Source organism: Micromonospora sp. NPDC048843 (assembly GCF_040649965.1).
Taxonomy (GTDB): Bacteria; Actinomycetota; Actinomycetes; order Mycobacteriales; family Micromonosporaceae; genus Micromonospora; species Micromonospora hortensis.
The window spans coordinates 18010-37584 of record NZ_JBEZGJ010000058.1 but is presented as its reverse complement, the minus strand read 5'-3'; the positions used below and the strand labels follow the sequence as shown (position 1 = coordinate 37584).

The window sequence follows — 19575 nt, the reverse complement described above, 5'->3', positions numbered from 1 at the left end:
CAGAACGTCTTCGCCCTCGGGTTCCACGTCGACTACTGGGACGACCTGGGCTGGCCCGACACGGAGAGCCCAGCCGACAAAAGACGGGTACGACATACAGCGGCGGGACGGGTCTGTGGCGGTCGAGTTTGGGATGATGCGCCGGTCGATCCACCGACATCACCCAACTCGAAGGGGCCTCCGCGATGGCAAAAGTCATCTCCACGCTGTTCATCTCGGCCGACGGTGTGGCCGAGATCGACCCGGACTGGCACTTCCCGTACTTCGACGAGAACATGGGCCGCGCCGTCACCGAGGACTATGACGCCGCCGATGTGCTGCTCATCGGCCGGGAGACGTACGACAGCTTCGCCGGGGCCTGGCCCGGCCGGGAGGCCGCCGGTGGCGAGGACGCGCCGTTCGCCAAGCAGCTCGGCGACATGCGTAAGGTCGTCGTCTCGCGTCAGCCGTTGGAGTTTTCCTGGCGCAACTCGGAGTTGATCGACGGGAACCTCCTCGACGCCGTCACCGCGCTCAAGGCCGATGCCGGTGTCCGGGGGATCCTCATCCCCGGGTCGATCTCCGTGGTGCAGCAACTGCTCGCCGCGGGTCTGGTCGACGAGCTGCGCCTGCTGGTGCACCCGGTCGCCGCGCGTCATGGCCGCAAGCTGTTCGACGAGGGCGATGCGGCGTACCACCTGCGACTTGTGGCTTCGGAGGCGTTCCCGACGGGTGTCCTTCGCGTGATCTACGCGCCGGGCACTGCGCCGGCGCCGGTCGGCTACGACGAGATCACCGACCAGGTGCCGGCCGGAAACTAGGTTGGGTTCGGGGGCGTAAGCACGGCATGCGGGTGGAGTGGAACGCAGGCAGTCCCGGCGGATCCGGGTCACCGGCGCCCAGCGGTACGCGCGGCTGGATTGACCACCACCGATTCATCCCACACTTCGGGCCGGCGTTTAGTGAGGGCTATCGATATTGACGGTTGGCGTCGGCGGCGAAAGGATCTCGGGCACCACCACCCTGATCCCCCTCCTGGGAGGCGCCATGACCCGTCCCCGCCTGCCCCGCCTGCGGGCAGCCACCCGGTTGGCCGCACTCGCCCTCGCCACCGCCGGCGTGCTGCTCACCGTCGCCACCCCCGCCAGCGCCGCCGTGCCCACCGGCCGTTACGTCGCGCTGGGCGACTCGTACACCGCAGGTCCGCTGATCCCCACCCAGGTCGACCTCAACTGCCTGCGGTCCAACCGCAACTATCCGTCGCTGGTGGCGGCGTCCGCCGGCTCGTCGTCCTTCGCCGACGTGAGCTGCTCCGGCGCCACCACTGACGACATCCTCTACGGCGGTAGCGGCCAACTGGGCATCACGTTGCCGCCGCAGCTCAACGCTGTCACGTCGAACACGTCGCTGGTGACGGTGCAGATCGGCGGCAACGACATCGGCTTCTCCGGCATCATCGGCGACTGCGCGGAGGCGAGCGTCAGTAGCCCGCTCGGATCTCCGTGCAAGAACCGGTACACCGCCGGAGGGGTCGACCAGTTGCAGGCGCGGATCGTCGCCGCCACACCGAAGATCACCGCCGTGCTCCAGGCGGTCCGGCAGGCCGCACCGGGGGCGCGGGTCGTGGTGCTCGGCTATCCGGCGATCCTGCCGGACAGCGGCTACGGCTGCTGGCCGGTCGTTCCGATCGCCTACCAGGACGTGCCGTACCTGCGTGGCGTCGAGAAGTCGCTCAACGCGATGCTGGCCAGCGTCGCGAGCGCCAACGGCGCCACCTACGCCGATGTCTACACCCCGTCGATCGGCCGTGACGCGTGCAAGGGCAGCGGCACCCGGTGGATCGAGGGTCTGGTGCCGCAGAACTCGGCCGCGCCGTTCCACCCCAACGCCCGAGGTGAGCAGGGCATGGCCACCGCCCTGATCGCCAGGTTGAACAGCTGACCGGGCCGTAGGCGGCCGAGCCCGCCCCGCCGGCAGCGGCGGGGCGGGCTTCTCCTGCGGTGCGCCGACGCGGCGCGGTACCAGCCTCGTTGTGCTTGAGATCGGGGAGTCCGGGGTACCGAAAGCTATGCCGAATGTGGGGCAAGTCGTCGGAGACCGTTACCGCCTGGTCGAAAGCATCGCCAGTGGCGGAATGGGTGACGTGTGGCGGGCGGTCGACGAGACCCTCGACCGCTGCGTGGCGGTCAAGATGCTGCAACCACGGTTGGTTGCCGACGGCGGCTTCAGTGAGCGGTTCCGGCGCGAGGCGCGGGCGATGGCGGCCCTGCGTCACCCTGGTGTCGCCCAGGTCTACGACTACGGTGAGGTGTCCCGATCCGGAGCGCTGGCCCTCGCCTACATCGTGATGGAATGCGTGCAGGGGCAGCCCCTGTCGGAGCGGATCACCGAGGTCGGCCGACTGGACGTGGCCGAGACGATGTCGATCGCCGCGCAGACCGCCAGTGCCTTGCAGGCCGCGCATGACGCCGGTGTCGTGCATCGTGACGTCAAACCCAGCAATCTGATCATCGAGCCGGACGGGCACGTCGTACTCGTCGATTTCGGGGTTGCGGTGACCCAGGAAGCGGCGAGCCTGACCGGAGCGAACCAGATCGTCGGCACCGCTTTGTACATGGCACCTGAGCAGGTCGCGAAGAACGAGATCACACCGGCGATCGACATCTACGCGCTGGGGGCTGTCGTCTACCACTGCCTTGCCGGTCGGCCGCCGCACGAGGGCGAGAATGCCGTCGCGGTGGCGCTGCGGCATCTCGAAGAGGAACCGTCGCCGCTGCCCGAGGACGTTCCGGCTGAGGTCCGGCGTGTGGTCGCCACCGCGATGGCCAAGGATCCCGCCCACCGCTTTCCGACGGCAGCGGACATGGCCACTGCGGCGCAGACGCTCGCGGACCCGTCTGACCACCTGCCGGCCACCGCGACCGGAGCGACCGAGGTCGGGGTGCGGACCGAGGTCACGGCTGCCCGGCGGTCGGCCCTCGGCGGCACGGTGGGCCGGGCCGTCACTCCCGGGCCCAGAGCGCTCGCGGTGCTTCTCGGATCGCTGGCCGCCGCGGCTGCCGTCCTGGTGCTCGCCGATCCCATCGGGATCATGCCCGGTCCGACCGGGCGCCCGTCGACGCCTCCCGCGGTGCCGCCCGCGGTGTCGCCAACGGTGCCGCCCGAGCGGGAACCGGGCCCCGGCCTCGGCGGCGGTGAACCGGCCACCCGCAGTTCTGCCGGCCTGCCGGTCCGGGCGCCAGGCTCTCCGACTCCGACGCCCACCCGGGGCGAGCAAACGGTGGATCCGTCGACTCCGTCCGGTGGGAGCACTACTGACGCGCCGGGTCCCACCGCTTCCGAGAGCGCTCCTGCGGAGCCGACGAAAGCCCCCACGCCAGCCCCGACGGGCGGAACGACAGCGCCGCCGACTTCGGGGACGACGGAGAACCCAGCGTCGGACCCGACCTCGCAACCGTCGGCGGAGGAATCGACTGCCGGAGGAGAGACCGCGGCGCCGCAGGTGTAGCGGACGGCGGCAACAACCGGAGGTGCCGCACCGGCAACCCCGGGGCCGTCATGGACACCGAGGCGGACGGGGGTTGCCTGCGCAACGCAGTCTGGCGTGGCGACCGAGGCCGCCACGCCAGTGATGCGATGTGTCAGGAACCTATCGGGGTCAACTGGTGCGACAGCTGATCGTCGGCCAGTTCCAGTTGCCGTTGGCCATGATCGTTAGGCCGAAGTTGTTGCCGTTGCCGTTCGGCGTCGCGGTGACGGTGCCACTGTTGCCGTTGACGGCGGCGTTCCAGCTGTTCTGAACGCTCTGGCCGCCGCCGAGGCCGAGGCTGACGACCCAGTTGTTGGTGCCGCTGACCGCGACATTGAGGTTGAACCGGTCACCCCACTGCTGGCCGGCGGAGATCGTCGCGTTGCAGTTGCCGGTCCCCGGGTTGCCGGTGGGGGGCGGGGTGGTCGGGTTGCCGCCGCCGCTGCCCTCCCGGACCGTGATGTCGGAGCTTCCGCTGCTCTGGTAACCCTCGGTGGCCATGACCTGGTAGCTGTGGTTGGTGCCGAGGTTCAGGCCGGCCCGGGCCCAGGCGTCGAAGTGGTTGGCGGTGGTGATGGTGCCACTGGAGCGCTTCTGCTGGCGGACGCTCCAGAACTGGTAGAACGTCTGGTTGCCGTCGATCGACGGGGCGTTGACCCGCTGGCTGCGGAGGATGTCGTAGGTGCCGCCGTCGGTGGTGACGGTGCCCATCCGCTGCGCGCCGCTGCTCGGGTTGTAGGTGCCGAAGTTCTCCACCACGTAGTACTCGATGAGCGGGCTACGCGTCCATCCGTACAGGGCGAGGTAGGTGTTGTTGTTGCCCGGGTTGTAGCTGCCCGAGTAGGTGACCGTCCGTCGGTTGCCGGTGGCCCAACCCTTGCCGCCGACCCAGTTGTTGGTGCTCCTGTCCCAGCTGCTGGTGTACCGGCCGTCGGCGCGCAGCGTCATGCTGGCGTTGCCGCTGTCCTTCCAGAACGAGAAGTAGTACCCGTTGTGCGTGCCGGTGAGGTTCGACGTGAGGGTCCGGTCGGCCTCGGCGTACGCGTTGGTGGCCGTCATCGTGCCGGCGACGGCCATGACGGCGGCGCATGCGGCGCCCAGGAGCAGCCGCATGCGGCCGCGGCCTCTCGGTTTGGTGTGGCTGGTGTCGGTCATGGAACTGTTGCCTCCTCTGACGGCTGGCGGGGGCCAGCGGCGCGGTACGCCTCGGCAGGCTGCCGGTGGTCGGGTAACGGCCACGGCGTCGTACCGCTCGGTGGTGGTGGGCCGGTCGTCCTGCACGGCGACCGGAGGAGTGGGTCGTGGTGGCTGGTGCTGACGACAATCGAGCGCCGTCGATGGCGACCGTATTAACCCAGCCGTCCACTTGTCAACAATTTTCGGAAACAGGGTGGCAACACCGCTGTCGTCGCCGGAGCGGTATCCATCCAGGTCAGTAGTCGATCAGAGTCCAGGTCGGTCACCGCGTCGTCGGAACAGCCGAACGTCGGCCGGGGTGGGGTCTGCCGAAAGTTCCGGAGACTTTCCGGACCAGGTCCCCGGCCGTGGCCAGCGGCACGGCAGGCGCTCCCGTTGCGCGAGGGTCAGCGACGCGGCAGGGCGTTGAGCCGAGCGGCCTGGCGGGTCAGGTGGTCGCGTTCGGCGAGGTTGGGGGCCTGCTGGGCGGCCTCGGCGTACAGCCGTGCCGCCGTTGTCAGATCGCCGTCGCGCTCGTGCAGGTACGCCGCCACCGCCGTGTACCGGGGCAGTGCGTCGTCCACCGCCGCGAGTGCCTTCAGCCCGGCCCGGGGGCCGTCGGCCTCACCGACCGCCACCGCGCGGTTGAGTCGGACGACCGGGTTCCCGGTCAGGAGCGCGAGTTCGTCGTACCACTCCACGATCTGCACCCAGTCGGTCTCGGCGGCGGTCGGCGCGTCCGCGTGCAGCGCGGCGATGGCGGCCTGGGCCTGGAACTCGCCCAGTTGGTCGCGGGCCAGGGCCACCTGCAGGATCTCGACACCCTCGGCGATCGACCGGGTGTCCCAGCGTCTGCGGTCCTGCTCGGCGAGCGGGACCAGGCTGCCGTCGGGCGCGGTCCGGGCGGCGCGCCGGGCGTGGTGCAACAGCATGAGGGCGAGCAGTCCCGCCACCTCTGGGTGGTCGATCGCGGCCGAGAGCTGCCGGGTGAGCCGGATGGCCTCGGCGGCGAGGTCCACGTCACCGGAGTAGCCCTCGTTGAACACCAGGTAGAGGACGCGCAGCACGGTGGCGACGTCACCGGGTCGGTCGAGCCGCAGCCCGGACACGGTGCGCTTGGCCCGGCTGATGCGCTGCGCCATGGTCGCCTCGGGCACCAGGTAGGCGTGGGCGATCTGCCGGGTGGTCAGCCCGCCGACGGCGCGCAGCGTGAGCGCGACAGCGGACGACGGCGTCAGCGACGGGTGGGCGCACAGGAAGTAGAGCTGGAGCGTGTCGTCAACGATGGGGGCGGGCCCTGGCGCCGGCTCCTCGTCGACGAGATCCTCCCGCCGACGGCGAGCGGTGTCGGCTCGGGCCGCGTCGAGGAACCGTCGCCACGCCACAGTGGTCAGCCAGCCCAACGGGTCGCGCGGCGGGTCGGCCGGCCAGACCCGGACCGCCTCGACCAAAGCGTCCTGCACGGCGTCCTCGGCCGCCGCGAAGTCGATTCCGCGGCGGACGAGGATCCCGAGGACGCTCGGCGTGAGGCTGCGCAGCAGCGTCTCGTCCATCGGAGCCGTCACTCAGTGATGGTGGGGGGCTCGCTCAGGAACGGGCGCAGCTCCAGCCACTCGTGGATCGGCTTCCCGCCCGCCCCGGGAGCTGCCGACAGCTCCCCGGCCAGCTCGACGGCCCGGTCGTGACTGTCGACGTCGATCACCATCCAGCCGGCGATGAGATCCTTGGTCTCGGCGAACGGGCCGTCGGTGACCGGCGGGCGGCCCTCGCCGTCGTACCGGACGAACGTCCCCTCCGGGGCGAGGGCCTGGGCGTCGACGAACTCCCCGGTGCCCTCGAGTCGGGCCGCGAAGTCGCGCATGTACTGCACGTGGTCCGAGATCTCCGCCGGCGTCCACTGGTCCATCGGCACGTCGTTCACCGTGGCCGGGGTGCCCCGGTAGTGCTTGAGCAGCAGGTACTTCGCCATCGTGGTGCTCCTCGGTGCTGGCTGCGACCCATTGTGGTCGCGTTCACTGCGGGGACGAAGCCGGTAGGCGCTTCTCGACATCGCTGTCCGGTTTTTTTCCTTCCGCAGGTTAATCTCGGGTGAATCGTCCGCCGTTGGGGTACCTCGGGGGCCGCAAAACTTGATTCGTTCCAAAATAGTGAGCTAGTGTTCGTACCCGTGATGTCCGACTTCGAGGCGCAGCTGCGGGCCGTCTCGTTGCGCGTGACCCGGCCCCGGTTGGCGGTGCTCGCGGCGCTGCGCGACCACCCGCACGTCGGCACCGACGCGGTGATCGCGCTGGTCCGCGCGGAGCAGCCCACTGTCTCCCACCAGGCGGTGTACGACGTGCTGCGCGTGCTCACCGACGCCGGCCTGGTGCGGCGCATCCAGCCGGCCGGGGCGACGGCCCGCTACGAGTCCCGGATCGCGGACAACCACCACCATGTCGTGTGCCGCTCCTGCGGCGCCATCGCCGACGTCGACTGCGCCGTCGGTCACGCCCCCTGTCTCACCGCCTCGGGCGACCACGGTTTCACGGTCGACGAGGCGGAGGTCGTCTACTGGGGCACCTGCCCCGACTGCGCGACCGACCGCACGCCCCAGAGATCCGCAAGCTCGGAAGGAAGTACATGAGCGACACCCAGGACAACGGCCCCGTCAGTGCGCAGGGCGTGGACCAGAAGGCAGCGGCCGGCTGCCCGGTCGCGCACGACTCGGTGACCGCGCACGGCAGCGAGAGCGAGAACCCGGCGATCGACTCGCCGACCCCGAAGACCGGTGGTCGCCCGCGCACCAACCGGGACTGGTGGCCCAACCAGCTCGACCTGTCGGTGCTGCACGCCCACTCGTCCAAGGGCAACCCGCTGGGCGAGAACTTCAGCTACGCCAAGGAGTTCGCGAAGCTCGACGTCGAGGCCCTCAAGCGCGACATCGTCGAGGTCCTCACCACCTCGCAGGACTGGTGGCCGGCCGACTTCGGCCACTACGGCGGCCTGATGATCCGGATGAGCTGGCACGCCGCCGGCACGTACCGCATCGAGGACGGCCGCGGCGGCGCCGGCGACGGTGGGCAGCGGTTCGCCCCGCTCAACAGCTGGCCGGACAACGCCAACCTGGACAAGGCCCGCCGGCTGCTCTGGCCGGTCAAGCAGAAGTACGGCCAGCAGATCTCCTGGGCCGACCTGCTCGTGCTCGCCGGCAACGTCGCCCTGGAGTCGATGGGCTTCAAGACCTTCGGCTTCGGCTTCGGTCGCGAGGACGTCTGGGAGCCCGAGGAGATCTTCTGGGGTCCGGAGGACACCTGGCTGGGCGACGAGCGCTACGCCTCCGAGAAGGAGATGGCGGCCGGCGTCGGCTCGACCGAGATGGGGCTCATCTACGTCAACCCGGAGGGCCCGCGCGGTAACGCGGACCCGGCCGCGGCGGCGCACTTCATCCGCGAGACCTTCGGCCGGATGGCGATGAACGACGAGGAGACCGTCGCCCTCATCGCCGGTGGTCACACCTTCGGCAAGACCCACGGTGCCGGCGTCGCCGACAACCACGTGGGCCCGGAGCCCGAGGGCGCTGCGCTGGAGGCGCAGGGCCTGGGTTGGCTGAGCACCCACGGCAGCGGCAAGGGCGCCGACACGATCACCAGTGGTCTCGAGGTGACGTGGACCGACGTGCCGACGCAGTGGAGCAACCGCTTCTTCGAGATCCTCTTCGGCTACGAGTGGGAGCTCACCACCAGCCCTGGCGGTGCGAAGCAGTGGGTCGCCAAGGACGCCGAAGCGATCATCCCGGACGCTTTCGACGCGGCGAAGAAGCACCGGCCGACGATGCTCACGACCGACCTGTCGCTGCGCGTCGACCCGGCGTACGAGAAGATCTCCCGCCGCTTCCTGGAGAACCCCGACCAGTTCGCGCTGGCCTTCGCCAAGGCGTGGTACAAGCTGTTGCACCGCGACATGGGCCCGATCGAGCGCTTCCTCGGGCCGTGGGTGGCCGAGCCGCAGCTCTGGCAGGACCCGGTGCCGGCCGTCGACCACGAGCTGGTGGGCGACGCCGACGTCGCCGCGCTCAAGGCGAAGGTCCTGGAGTCCGGTCTCACGATCGACCAGCTGGTCTCCACCGCCTGGGCCTCTGCCGCGAGCTTCCGGCACACCGACAAGCGGGGCGGCGCCAACGGCGCGCGCATTCGCCTCGAGCCGCAGCGCAGCTGGGAGGTCAACCAGCCCGAGCAGCTGGCCACCGTCCTCACCACCCTTGAGGGCATCCAGCAGGAGTTCAACTCCGCCGGCGGGGCGAGCATCTCGCTGGCCGACCTGATCGTGCTGGCCGGTTCGGCCGCGGTGGAGAAGGCGGCGCGGGACGCCGGCGTCGAGGTGACTGTTCCGTTCCGGCCGGGCCGCACCGACGCGACCCAGGAGCAGACCGACACCGATTCCTTCCGGGTGATGGAGCCGCGCGCCGACGGTTTCCGCAACTACCTGCGCGCCGGCGAGAAGACCCAGCCGGAGGTGCTGCTCATCGACCGTGCCTACATGCTCAACCTGACCGCGCCCGAGATGACCGTCCTCATCGGCGGCCTGCGCTCCCTCGGCGCCAACGTCGGCGGCAGTCAGCACGGTGTGCTCACCGACCGGCCGGGCGTGCTCACCAACGACTTCTTCGCCAACCTGCTCTCCCCGGGCACCCGGTGGAGCGCGTCGAAGTCCGACGAGCACGTGTACGAGATCCGCGACCTGGCCACCGATGAGGTGAAGTGGACCGCCAGCGCGGTCGACCTCATCTTCGGGTCCAACTCGCAGCTGCGCGCCCTCGCCGAGGTCTACGCCAGCCAGGACGCCCGCGACAAGTTCGTTGCCGACTTCGTGGCCGCCTGGACCAAGGTCATGGAGCTCGACCGGTTCGATCTCGCCTGACAGGTACCACCGACGAGCCCCGGCCGATCCGCACGTGATCGACCGGGGCTCGTCGCCCTTTGCGTGCCGTTCGACGCGGCACCGGCGCCGTCCACCTCGATGTCACCCCGGTGCCATTCCCTTCGCGACGAATCCCATGGATGATTTTCCTGTCTCATTGATCAGCTGGCGGACGGGCCCATCCATGGCAAGGTGTTGACCCTGCCCGGGCGGCGGGCGCGGACCTAGTCACGCAGGGAGTCAACGTGGCCCATCCCGACCTGCAGGCCGAGGACGTGGACCAGCACGCCGAAAGCCCTGCGATACCCCGGCAGCGGGTGGTCCCCGCCCGGCGGTCCCGAGCGGGCGTCGCCGACACCGACACCGTCTGGCGGCCGCTGCGGATCGCGATGATCGGCCAGAAGGGGATACCGGCGACCTACGGCGGGATCGAACGGCACGTGGAGGAGATGGCCAGCCGGCTCGCCAGCTACGGCCACGAGGTCACCGTCTACTGCCGCCGGAGCTACGGCGAGACACCCGCCGACGGCTACCGGGGCGTACGGCTGCGCCAGACCCACACGATCTCGAGTAAACACCTCGACGCCATCGTGCACGCGGCGACCTCGACCATGGCGGCGGTGGCCGCGCGGCCCGACATCGTGCACTACCACGGGCTCGGGCCGGCCCTGGTCGCCCCACTTCCGCGTGCCCTGTCCCGGGCGCGCGTGGTGCTGACAGTGCACGGGCTGGACAACCAGCGGAGCAAGTGGGGGCTCGCCGCGCGGGCGGTGTTGGGCAGCGCCCACTGGTTCAGCGGGTACGTCCCGCACCAGCGGGTGGCGGTTTCCCAGGGGCTCGCCGCCCACTACGGCGTCCGGTTCGGCCGCCCGACGGCCTACATCCCGAACGGCGTGAACCCGGCCCGACCGGCGCGGACCCGTCAGATCCAGGACCGGTTCGGGCTGACCTCCGGCGGCTACCTGCTGCTGGTTGGTCGGCTGGTGCCGGAGAAGGCGGCCGACCTGCTGATCCGGGCCTTCCGCCGGACCGAGACCCCGATGCGCCTGGCGATCGTCGGCGGGTCGTCGTTCACCGACGACTTCGTGGACCGGCTGCGCCGGGAAGCCGGGACGGACGACCGGATCGTCTTCACCGGGTTCGCCTACGGCGACCTGCTCGCCGAGCTGTACGCCGGTGCCGCCGGCTTCGTGCAACCGTCCCGGTTGGAGGGACTGCCATTGACGTTGCTGGAGGCGGCCGCGTACGGGTTGCCGGTGGTCGCCAGTGACATCGCGCCGCACGTCGAGGTGCTCACGTCCGACACCGCCGGCGGGCGGTTGTTCCGTGACGGCGACGAGGACGACCTGGTCCGGGTGTTGACGTCGCTGCTCGCCGACCTGCCGGGTGAACGGGCCGGTGCGCTGGCGCTGGGCGAGCGGATCACCAGCAAATACAGCTGGGACACCGCCGCCCGCGAGTTGGAGCAGCTCTATCTCCGGCTGGCCCCGGAGCCGGGCCGCCGGGCCAGGGCACGACCCACGGGGGTCGCCGACTGACCGGACGGCGTCAGCCGGTGGGGTGTCGGATCAGCCCCCCGGGGGACGGGGCAGTCGGTGCAACGGCCCCTTCTGCCGTCGAGGTGACAGGACTAGATTGAACCGATCTTGTGCCGGGAGGACATCGGTTGGCCGCGCCCGGCAGCGGCCGGGCAGCGCCGATTCAGTTCAGTGGGATCAGTGGAACAACACACGCAGCAGGTCACTCCGCTCATGACCAAGCGGTTCGACCCGACCCGCCTGCTCACCGGCGGCGCGGCGCTGGCCGCCGCGGTCGTGGCGGTGGTCGCGGGCGTCTCGATGGCGGCCGGTGACCGCAGGGGCATGGTGCTACCACTCGCCGCGGTAGCGGGGATCGCTGTGGCCGTCCTCGCGCTGACCCGGTTCGCCGGGTACGTGCTGCTGATGCTCGCGGTGCGCTCCTGCGTCGACCTGTTCAAGCTGACCGGCCCGAGCGCAGGCCAGGCCGACTCCGCCGGAACGGCCCGGGCGGTGGACCCCTCCACGCTGCTCGCGGTGCTGTTCCTCCTCGCCGCCGGGCTCTGGCTGGCCGCACAGCTCAGCCGCCACGGGAGGCTACGCGGATCCCCGCTCAGCTGGGCCATGCTGCTCGTCGGCGCCAGCAGCGTGGTCAGCGCCCTCGGTGCCAGCCGGCCGGCGAACAGCCTGTTGGAGGCGCTGCGGATCCTCACCGTGGTGGTGATGTTCGTGGTGCTGGAACAGCTCATGCCGGACACCGCGGCGATCCGCCGGGTCCTGCTCGCCTGCTACGCCTCCCTGGTGCTGGCGCTGGGCTACACCGTCGTGCTGTCGCTGCTCGGCAACCCGCCGGCCGAGGTGAAGGGTGACTTCACCCGGATCAGCGGCACGTTCAGCCAGTCGACCACGTTCGGCCGCTACCTGATGTTCATGGTGATCTTCGGGTTCGCGGTGTACCGCTTCCTGGATCGTCGACTGCGGGTGTCCCTCGCGGTGCTGCTCGCCCTCTCACTGCTGTTCCTGCTGCTCACCAACACCCGCAGCGCCCTGCTCGGCGCGGCGATCGGCCTGGTGGTGGTCGCGGCGCTGCATCGCAGCAAGCGGATGCTGGTCACCCTCTGCGTGGTGGCGGTTGCCGGGGTGGCACTGGTGCCCGCCGTCGGCGAACGCTTCGCCCAACTCGGTACGTCCCGCGCGGTGGGCGGAGACCCGACCGGAAACACCCTGGCCTGGCGGATCGGCTACTGGACCGAGATCGTCACGCTCGCCGACCGGAACCCGGTGACCGGCATCGGACCCAACATGACCCAGCGTGAGACCGACGAGGCGAAGAAGCCGCACAACGACTTCCTGCGGGCGTACGTGGAGACCGGGCTGCTCGGTCTCGGGGCGTACCTGCTGATGCTGTTCGCCTTCCTGCACACCGCCCGGACCGCGCTGCGGCGCGCGCCTCCGGGCAGCTTCGAGCGCGGCGTCGCGGTCGGGTTCACCGGCTGCGCCGCCGCGTTCGTGGCGGTCAGCGCCGCCTCCAACGTCATTTCCAACGTGGTCACCCTCTGGTACTTCGTCGCGTTCGCCGCGGCGGCCAGCGTGATCGCCCGCCAACCGGCTCCGAACCTGACCGGCGAGCAGCCACGAGGCACGTCCGTCCCGGTTTGACTGAACGACAGCATTGGGGAAAAAGTGGAGATCGTCGACTACCTGCGGGTCGCCCGGCGGCGCCTCTGGGTACTCGTGGGTGTGCCGGTGCTCGCCACCGGCGCCGCGGCCGCCATCGTCCTGCTCGCGCCACAGCAGTTCAGCGGGACCGCGTACGTGGCGGCGCCGGCGCTGGTGGGCGGCGCGGCCGGGACGCAGTACACCGGTACTCAGGCGGCGAACCAGTTCGTCGCGGCGTTCGGCGCGGCGGTCACCTCGCCCCGCGTTCTCGCCGACGTGGCCGCTGACACCGGGGTGCCGCCGGAGCGGTTGCGCGACGGGCTCGCCATCACCCAGGTCGGCGCGAGCAGCCAGTTGGAGGTGACGTACACCGCTGGTGACCGGGCGACCGTCGCGCCGGTGCTGACCGCTACCACCACCCGGGCGCTGGCCTTCCTCTTCTCCTCCCAGGTCGGCATCGCCACCGGTGAGGTCGAGGCGGCCAACGCCGACGTCACGGCGGCGACCAAGGCGATCGGCGAGTGGGAGAAGGCGAACAAGGTCTCCCAGCCGGACCGGATCTACCAGGCCACGCTGGGCGAGCTGACCAGCCTGCGCCAACAGCAGCTCTCCATGCAGGCGGTCGGCAACGGCCGAGGCGTCGACGCGGCGACCGCCGCGATCACCGCCGCCCAGAAGAAGCTCGACGAGCTGGGGCCGAAGCTCCCCGACTACCAGGCCCTGCTCGCCCAGCGGGACGCGGCGACCAACGCCCTGTCCCAGGCGCGGGAAGGGTTGCAGGCGGCGCGGGCCCAGGCCCAGGCGGCCGATCCGAAGCAGGTGACAAGCATCGGCGAGGCGCACGAGGTGAGCCGGATGACGGAGCTGGTGCGCACCGCCCTGCCGGTGGGCGGTGCGGGTCTGCTGCTCGGGGTGCTGCTGGTGGGCGTACTCGAACTGCTCTCCCGAGGTCGTGCCGCCGCCCGGCCGGTGGCCCCGGCGGCGACCACCGCGGCCCCCTCGGCGCCGGCGGAGACCGTGACCGCGGCACGGCCGTGACCGTCGGCGAACGGGCCGCCGGGTGCGCGAGGTGACCGGGCGGTCGCCGGCCGCGCCGGAGGCCGGCGACCAGCAGGTACGCGGCATGGCCCGCGGCGGTGTGCTGAACCTGGGCGGCGCCGTGCTCAGCCAGGTGGCGCTCTTCCTGGTCATGCTGCTGCTGGCCCGGGTCCTGGGTGTACGCGAACTCGGCCGGTACGCCCAGGTCTACGCCGTGCTGTCGCTGCTGGGGCTGCTCTCGCTCTCCGGTTTCCGGGCCGGGCTGACCCGCTTCGTGGCGGTGCACCTCGCCGACGACGAGCCGGCCGCCCTCCGGGGCGCGATCCGGCTCGGGCTCGGCATCTCGGCAGTGGCGTCCACAGTGATCGCCCTCGCTCTGGCGGTCGGCGCGCCGTGGCTCGCCGACGCGCTGCACGACCCGCAGCTCACCACCGGGCTGCGGTTGGCGGCGCTCTGCCTGCCTGCCACCACCGTCTGCGAGGCCGCGCTCGCGGCCACCCGGGGGTGGCGCACGCAACGGGCCTACGCGCTCATCGGCCAGGTCTACGAGCCGGCCGCCCGGCTGGTGCTCACCGCGCTGGCGCTCGCCCTCGGAGCGGGCCTGACCGGCGCGTTCTGGGCGCTGGTGGCGGCGAGCTGGAGCGCGGCCGGGCTCGCCCTGGTGGCGCTCGCCCGGATGGTGCGCCGGGTGCCCGCCGCCCGGCCCGCGTACCGGCCGGGCGAGCTGTTCCGGTTCTCCACTGTCAGCTGGGTCTCCTCGCTGTCGTCCACCGGGCTGATCTGGGTGGACGCGCTGCTGCTCGGCTTCTTCGACTACGGCCCCGACGCGATCGGCGTCTACCACGTGGCGACCCGGCTGGTCACCATCGCGGTGTTCGTGCTGGCGCCGGTGAACGCCTCGTTCGGTCCGCACCTGGCGCACCTCTACCACCAGGGTCGACTGGACGAGGTCCGCCGGATCTACCGGGTCGCCACCGGTTGGGTGCTCCGGCTGTCGTTGCCGGCCTTCGTGGCGTTGCTGGTCTTCCCGGAGCAGTTGCTGCGCCTGGTCGGCGGGCCGGGCCTGGCCGGCGGTGCGGCGGTGACTGTGGTGCTGGCGCTCGGCCAACTCGTCAACGCCGCCACCGGGCCCTGCGGGACGCTGCTGAACATGTCCGGCCGGGTCTCGGTCAACATGCTGGACAACCTCGCGGCCCTGCTGCTCAACGTCCTGCTCAACCTGTGGCTCATCCCGGCGTACGGCATTCTCGGCGCGGCGGTGGCCTGGGCGGTGTCGTTGGCGGCGGTGAACGTCGCCCGGGTCTGGCAGGTGCGCGCGCAGGTGCACACCGTGCCGGTGACGGCGGGCATGGTGAAGGGCCTGATCGCCGCGCTGGCCGCGATGGGCGTCGGGTTCGGTGTGCGGTGGTTGGTCGGAGGCGGGACCGCGCAGCTCGCTGTGGGTCTGGCCGCGATCGTGGCGGCGTACCTCGCCGTGGTGCTCGCCCTCGGGCTCAGTCGGGAGGACGTCATGGTGTTGCGCTCGGTGACCCGCCGAGGCGGTCGACGTGCCGCCGCCGACCCCGCCGACGGCGCCGGTGTGGGCGCCGGCCGCCCCGTGGTCCGCTCGTGACCGGCGTCGTGCGGCGTCAGGTCACCGACCGGCTGCGCCGGGGGGTACGCGGGGCGCGGGCGTGGGGACGCGCGGCCCGGCCGGGACAGCCCGGTCCGTTGCCCGACTACCTGGTGATCGGCGCACAGCGCTGTGGCACCACGTCGCTGTACCACCACCTCGCCGCGCATCCCCAGGTCCGGGTGGCCAGCGGCAAGGAGTTGCAGTACTTCAGCGTCCACCACGGTCGGGGGGTGCGGTGGTACCGGGGGCACTTCCCGCGCCTCGCCCCGGGTGAGCGCACGTTCGAGGCGAGCCCCTACTACCTGTTCCACCCGAGCGTGCCGGCCCGGGTCGCGGCGACACTGCCGCAGGCCCGATTCGTCGCACTGCTGCGCGATCCGGTGCAGCGGGCCTACTCGCACTACCTGCACACCCGCTCGTACGGCATCGAGCCGCTGTCCTTCGCCGACGCGCTCGACGCGGAGGAGGAGCGGCTGGCCCGGGCAACACGCGGCGGCCCGGACAGCGCCGCCGCGCACCGGGCGTTGCGAAACTATTCGTACGCGGCCCGGGGCTGCTACGCCGAGCAGTTGGACCGGTGGTTCGCGCAGGTCCCGCGAGAGCGGATCCACGTCGCCCGGACCGAAGACCTGCACACCGACCCGGCCGGCACGTACGGCGACATGCTGCGCTTCCTCGGCCTGCCGGCCTTCACTCCCGAGGCGTTCACCCGGCACACCCGTCGCGTCGACAACGGCGTCTCGCAGCTGACCCCTGCTCTGCGCGAGCGACTCGACGCGTACTTCGCGCCGCACAACGCCCGCCTGAGCGCCCTGCTCGACTGGCCCGACCCCTGGCCGGCCCGTTAGCGGACGGCGGCGAGGATCCGGTCCACCGGCTGGTCGGCGCGGAGCAGGACGGGGACGTCGGTCACTGTGGTGCCGTCACCGGCCGCGCCCAGCGGGGAACCCACCACCCCGGTCCTTCCGCCCGGTGTCGCCGGCACTGTCACCGGCGCGTTCGACGCCGACCAGAGCACCAGCGTGCTCGACCCGCCCCGGACGAACGCGACCCCGTGCAGCCTGCCGGCCACCGGGGCGGGCAGCGGGGTGACTGTGGCGTCCCGGGCCGCGTCGGCCAGGGCGGCCAGCATCCGGCCGGCGTCCCGTTCGGCGCCGTCCGGTTCGAGCAGGCCGTAGCGGACCTCGCTGCCGGCGGCGTTGTTCGGGTTGTACGCCAACGGCAGCCAACTGACCTCACCGATCCCGCCCGCGACCAGCAGGGTGACCGTCTTGACCATCTCCGCCGCCCGGCTGGCCGGGTCACCATCGCCGTCGCGCCAGAACTGCCCGACCTCCCACGCCTGGATCGGCATACCCGGCGGTGTGGTGGCGCGCAGGTAGTCCAGCAGCGGGGCCACCCCGCTGAAGTGCTCGTAGAAGTGCACCTGCCGGACATCGACGGTGCGGTCGGTCAGCAGCGACTCGGTCACCGCCAGGAAGCGCAGGCTGCGGCTGTTGGTCTCGGTGCCGAGCGCCCGGCGCAGTTGCGCCTCCCCGGTCACCGCCGGGATCTGCTGCCCCCGGGTGCCGACCCGACGCTGGAAGTACGCCTGGTAGGCGGCGATGGCCTCGGGCATCCGACCGGCGCGCACCAGCCGGTCGGCGACACCCATGCCGTACGCGACGCTGCTGATGCCGGAGTCGACCACCAGCGCCTTCGGGTCGGTCGCGCGGATCGTCTCGGCGGCGGCCCGGACCAGCCGCGCGTACTCCTCGGGACTGCCGGCCCAGTAGCTCGGCGCGTTCACCTCGTTCTCGATGGCGTACTCCCGCACCCCGTACGGGCCGTAGCGCTGCACCACCGAGCGGACGAACCGCTGGTACGCGCCGAGGTCGGTGGGCATCGCCGACTCGGTCTTCTTCGCCGCGCCCCGGGTGTAGCGGGCGGTGCCACCGGTCGCCCAGCACACGCCAGTGCGGATCTTCAGGTGCAGTGTGATGCCCAGCTCCCGGCTGCGCGAGGCGATCTCGTCAAGCCCGGCCCAGTCGGCCTGCCCCGAGGTCCGTTCGATCTCGCACCAGGAGATCTCCTCGTACGTGGCGGAACCGGCGAGCCGGCGCAGGTACGGCCCGAACTGCTGGTACCGCGACCAGTCCCAGTGCGCGCCGAACGGGTTGCTCACCCCGCCGACGGTGCTGGTGGCCTCGGGTGCCGCCGTCGTGGAGGGGGTGGCGGCCGGCGGCGGATCGTCGCCGCCGGCGGTGCAGCCGGCGGTGAGCAGGAGCGTGACGGCGACGGCGGTGGCGACCGCGCGCAGCCGGCCGGGGCGGGTCACCGGTAGCCCAGCGCGCGCAGGGTCGGACCGGAGAACACCCAGACCAGCAGGCGGAGGAACGGGTCGAGTTCGCGACGGTAGCTGCCCACCCGGGAGCCGTAGATCGAGGCGGTGTCGTCCACCGCCGCGCGTCGTCGCTCCGCCTCGGTGGTGTACTTCTGGGCCACGTCGTGCTGCTTGCTGTCGTAGTCGAGGATGCCGTCCTCCCAGGGCTCGCCGAGGAACTCGAAGAGACCCCGCATCGTCTTCTCCGGTTCGCTGACCGCCTGCTCGTACCGCAGCTCGTAGTAGCGGTCCGCCGGCAGGGTCGCGCCGACGGCCCGCGCGGCGCGGATGTAGCGCGGCCACTTCACCACGCACTTGACAGCGGACCAGTAGCCGAACCGTTTGCGGTGCGAAACCACCACGTCGCGTCCGTCCCGGATGAGGTGCACGATCTGGGCGTCCGGGAAGACCTCGGTGACGAAGTCGAGCGACATCGCGTACAGCGGGGTCTTGTCGGCCCACCGGGTCTTGCCCCGCGCGGCGGCGTAGTCGGCGTGCACACCGCCGAAGAAGTCCCGGATCCGGCGCAGCCAGTCCTCGCGCGGAAAACCGAAGCGGGCCAGTCGTTCCCAGTCCCGGCCGACGATCCGTCGCAGGTCCGGCAGGAACCGGGTCTCCGGGCCGCAGCTGATCCGCGAGTGCGAGTCCAGGACGAGGCGCACCATCGTGGTGCCCGACCGCTGGCAGCCGACCAGGAAGATCGGCGCGGTACTGGTTCGGCTCTCAGCCACTGTCGACCGCCTTCGTCGTCTCGGATCGGGCGCCGGCCGCGGCGCTGTCGAGCCGGTCGGTCAGCTCGTCGCAGCGGGCCCGGACGCCGCTGTCGATCGGTAGCCGTCGGTGGCCCGCCGCGCCGTGCGACGCGCGTGGGGCGATGTGCGCGTGCAACCGGGGATGGTAGGGAAAGTCGAGGAAGGCGCAGAGCCGTCGGAGCTGCGCGGCAGGCTCCGCGACCAGGCTTTCGTAGCGGCAGAGCAGCACGTCGGCCCGCCGGCCCAGGCCGAGCTGGAAGAACAGCGAGTTGCGGACGTACCAGAACAGGGCCGCGCCGCTGTGCGGATCCAACCGTTGCGGGTCGTGGGCCCGGATCAGCTCGACGGTGTCGGCGTCGAGGCGCTGCCCCTGCCACCGGCGGCCGATGCTGCCGTCGGCGATCGCGCGCAGGGCCCGAAGGTTCGCGTCACCGAACTTGGCGACCTCGGAGCGGGCCCGGTCGTCGACGTCGCGGTAGACCCAGAGCGCCCGCCCGGGTGTCAGCCCCGGCAGGGCCAGCAGCTCGTCCACGCGGTGGCTCTCGCAGAGCGGTTTGACCAGGACGTACGCGTGTCGGCTGCGGTGGAGGGTGGCCGTCAGCACCGGGTCGGGGCGCAGTTGGAAGCGGTGGAAGACGGTGCTGTCGTTCTCGTTGCGGACCTCGACCTCGGGCGCGGCGTCCAGGCCACGGACCAGCATGTTCGTGCCGGAGCGTTGCAGCCCGACCAGGTAGACAGGCATCGCCGAGCCGGGGGTCCTGCCGGCCCGCCGCCGCCAGCGTCGCTTCGCCAGGGCGGTGCCGATCCGGTCGACCGGGTTGAGGCGGTCCTCCTCGATCAGCCGTCCGATCCCCTCGGTACGCGCCCAGCGCAGATGCCGCCGGACCCGCCGCGCGGTGTACGCGAGCGCGGAGACCTCGTCGTCGGCTGCCACGGTCCTCCTCGTCGGACACCGGCCCGGCCCTACATCTGAGCGGGTGCGACCGGCGGCAGCCAGGCTATCTGGAGATCACGGCGGGAGGCCAGGCCGCGGACCGCACGGGCAGACGAAG

The 19575-nt window shown here is 71.4% G+C and carries 16 protein-coding genes; 10 read left to right on the top strand and 6 right to left on the bottom strand.

The features are described 5' to 3' along the window. Positions 1-185: 185 nt before the first annotated feature. The 3 genes from AB0C20_RS15930 (at position 186) to AB0C20_RS15920 (ending at position 3487) form a co-directional block, all read left to right on the top strand. Positions 186-800 (top strand): dihydrofolate reductase family protein, encoded by a 615-nt coding sequence (locus AB0C20_RS15930; protein ID WP_357568267.1) that lies wholly within the window; start codon positions 186-188, stop codon positions 798-800. A 226-nt stretch (positions 801-1026) separates the two neighbouring features. Further along, entirely contained in the window at positions 1027-1920 is an 894-nt protein-coding gene (locus AB0C20_RS15925; protein ID WP_357568266.1) for an SGNH/GDSL hydrolase family protein, read from the top strand. Positions 1921-2047: 127 nt separating this feature from the next. Next, complete coding sequence (locus AB0C20_RS15920) at positions 2048-3487, top strand: protein kinase (RefSeq protein ID WP_357185556.1); 1440 nt, start codon at positions 2048-2050, stop codon at positions 3485-3487. A gap of 150 nt (positions 3488-3637) precedes the next feature. Here the strand turns inward: AB0C20_RS15920 and AB0C20_RS15915 are convergent, their stop codons facing one another. The 3 genes from AB0C20_RS15915 to AB0C20_RS15905 all read right to left on the bottom strand — a co-directional run bounded on the left by AB0C20_RS15915 (position 3638) and on the right by AB0C20_RS15905 (position 6653). Beyond that, the gene (locus AB0C20_RS15915; RefSeq protein WP_357568265.1) at positions 3638-4663 is read right to left on the bottom strand and encodes a glycoside hydrolase family 11 protein; all 1026 of its coding nucleotides are present in this window, start codon (positions 4661-4663) and stop codon (positions 3638-3640) included. 428 nt (positions 4664-5091) lie between these two features. After that, the gene (locus AB0C20_RS15910; protein ID WP_357185952.1) at positions 5092-6237 is read right to left on the bottom strand and encodes a DUF6596 domain-containing protein; all 1146 of its coding nucleotides are present in this window, start codon (positions 6235-6237) and stop codon (positions 5092-5094) included. Positions 6238-6245: 8 nt separating this feature from the next. After that, the gene (locus AB0C20_RS15905; protein WP_238685009.1) at positions 6246-6653 is read right to left on the bottom strand and encodes a YciI family protein; all 408 of its coding nucleotides are present in this window, start codon (positions 6651-6653) and stop codon (positions 6246-6248) included. Between the two features lie 198 nt (positions 6654-6851). Here AB0C20_RS15905 and AB0C20_RS15900 point away from each other — a divergent pair, with 198 nt between their 5' ends. The 7 genes from AB0C20_RS15900 (at position 6852) to AB0C20_RS15870 (ending at position 16257) form a co-directional block, all read left to right on the top strand. After that, positions 6852-7307 (top strand): Fur family transcriptional regulator, encoded by a 456-nt coding sequence (locus AB0C20_RS15900; RefSeq protein WP_308193682.1) that lies wholly within the window; start codon positions 6852-6854, stop codon positions 7305-7307. After that, the gene (katG, locus tag AB0C20_RS15895; RefSeq protein WP_357185563.1) at positions 7304-9580 is read left to right on the top strand and encodes a catalase/peroxidase HPI; all 2277 of its coding nucleotides are present in this window, start codon (positions 7304-7306) and stop codon (positions 9578-9580) included. Before AB0C20_RS15900 ends, katG begins: the two co-directional genes overlap by 4 nt. Before the next feature lie 245 nt (positions 9581-9825). Then, entirely contained in the window at positions 9826-11118 is a 1293-nt protein-coding gene (locus AB0C20_RS15890) for a glycosyltransferase family 4 protein (protein ID WP_357185566.1), read from the top strand. A 180-nt stretch (positions 11119-11298) separates the two neighbouring features. Then, positions 11299-12756: an O-antigen ligase family protein gene (locus tag AB0C20_RS15885; protein ID WP_357185569.1), complete on the top strand. Its 1458-nt coding sequence runs from the start codon at positions 11299-11301 to the stop codon at positions 12754-12756. Positions 12757-12780: 24 nt separating this feature from the next. Then, positions 12781-13794: a Wzz/FepE/Etk N-terminal domain-containing protein gene (locus AB0C20_RS15880; protein WP_357185572.1), complete on the top strand. Its 1014-nt coding sequence runs from the start codon at positions 12781-12783 to the stop codon at positions 13792-13794. Between the two features lie 31 nt (positions 13795-13825). Then, positions 13826-15406, top strand: coding sequence for an oligosaccharide flippase family protein (locus AB0C20_RS15875; protein ID WP_357568264.1), 1581 nt, complete (start codon positions 13826-13828; stop codon positions 15404-15406). Continuing rightward, a complete protein-coding gene (locus AB0C20_RS15870) occupies positions 15403-16257 on the top strand; it encodes a sulfotransferase (protein WP_357568263.1) in 855 nt (284 codons plus the stop codon). The genes AB0C20_RS15875 and AB0C20_RS15870 overlap by 4 nt, the downstream gene beginning before the upstream one ends. On the opposite strand, the gene AB0C20_RS15865 is transcribed toward AB0C20_RS15870, so the two are convergent. Genes AB0C20_RS15865 through AB0C20_RS15855 form a run of 3 tightly spaced genes read right to left on the bottom strand, consistent with a single transcriptional unit; the run spans position 16254 to position 19457 of the window. Then, on the bottom strand, positions 16254-17726 hold the full coding sequence (locus tag AB0C20_RS15865) for a hypothetical protein (RefSeq protein ID WP_357568262.1): 1473 nt from the start codon (positions 17724-17726) through the stop codon (positions 16254-16256). The genes AB0C20_RS15870 and AB0C20_RS15865 overlap by 4 nt on opposite strands. Then, positions 17723-18502: a sulfotransferase gene (locus AB0C20_RS15860; protein ID WP_357185584.1), complete on the bottom strand. Its 780-nt coding sequence runs from the start codon at positions 18500-18502 to the stop codon at positions 17723-17725. Before AB0C20_RS15860 ends, AB0C20_RS15865 begins: the two co-directional genes overlap by 4 nt. Continuing rightward, positions 18495-19457: a hypothetical protein gene (locus AB0C20_RS15855; protein WP_357185587.1), complete on the bottom strand. Its 963-nt coding sequence runs from the start codon at positions 19455-19457 to the stop codon at positions 18495-18497. The genes AB0C20_RS15860 and AB0C20_RS15855 overlap by 8 nt, the downstream gene beginning before the upstream one ends. Between the last annotated feature and the right edge of the window lie 118 nt (positions 19458-19575).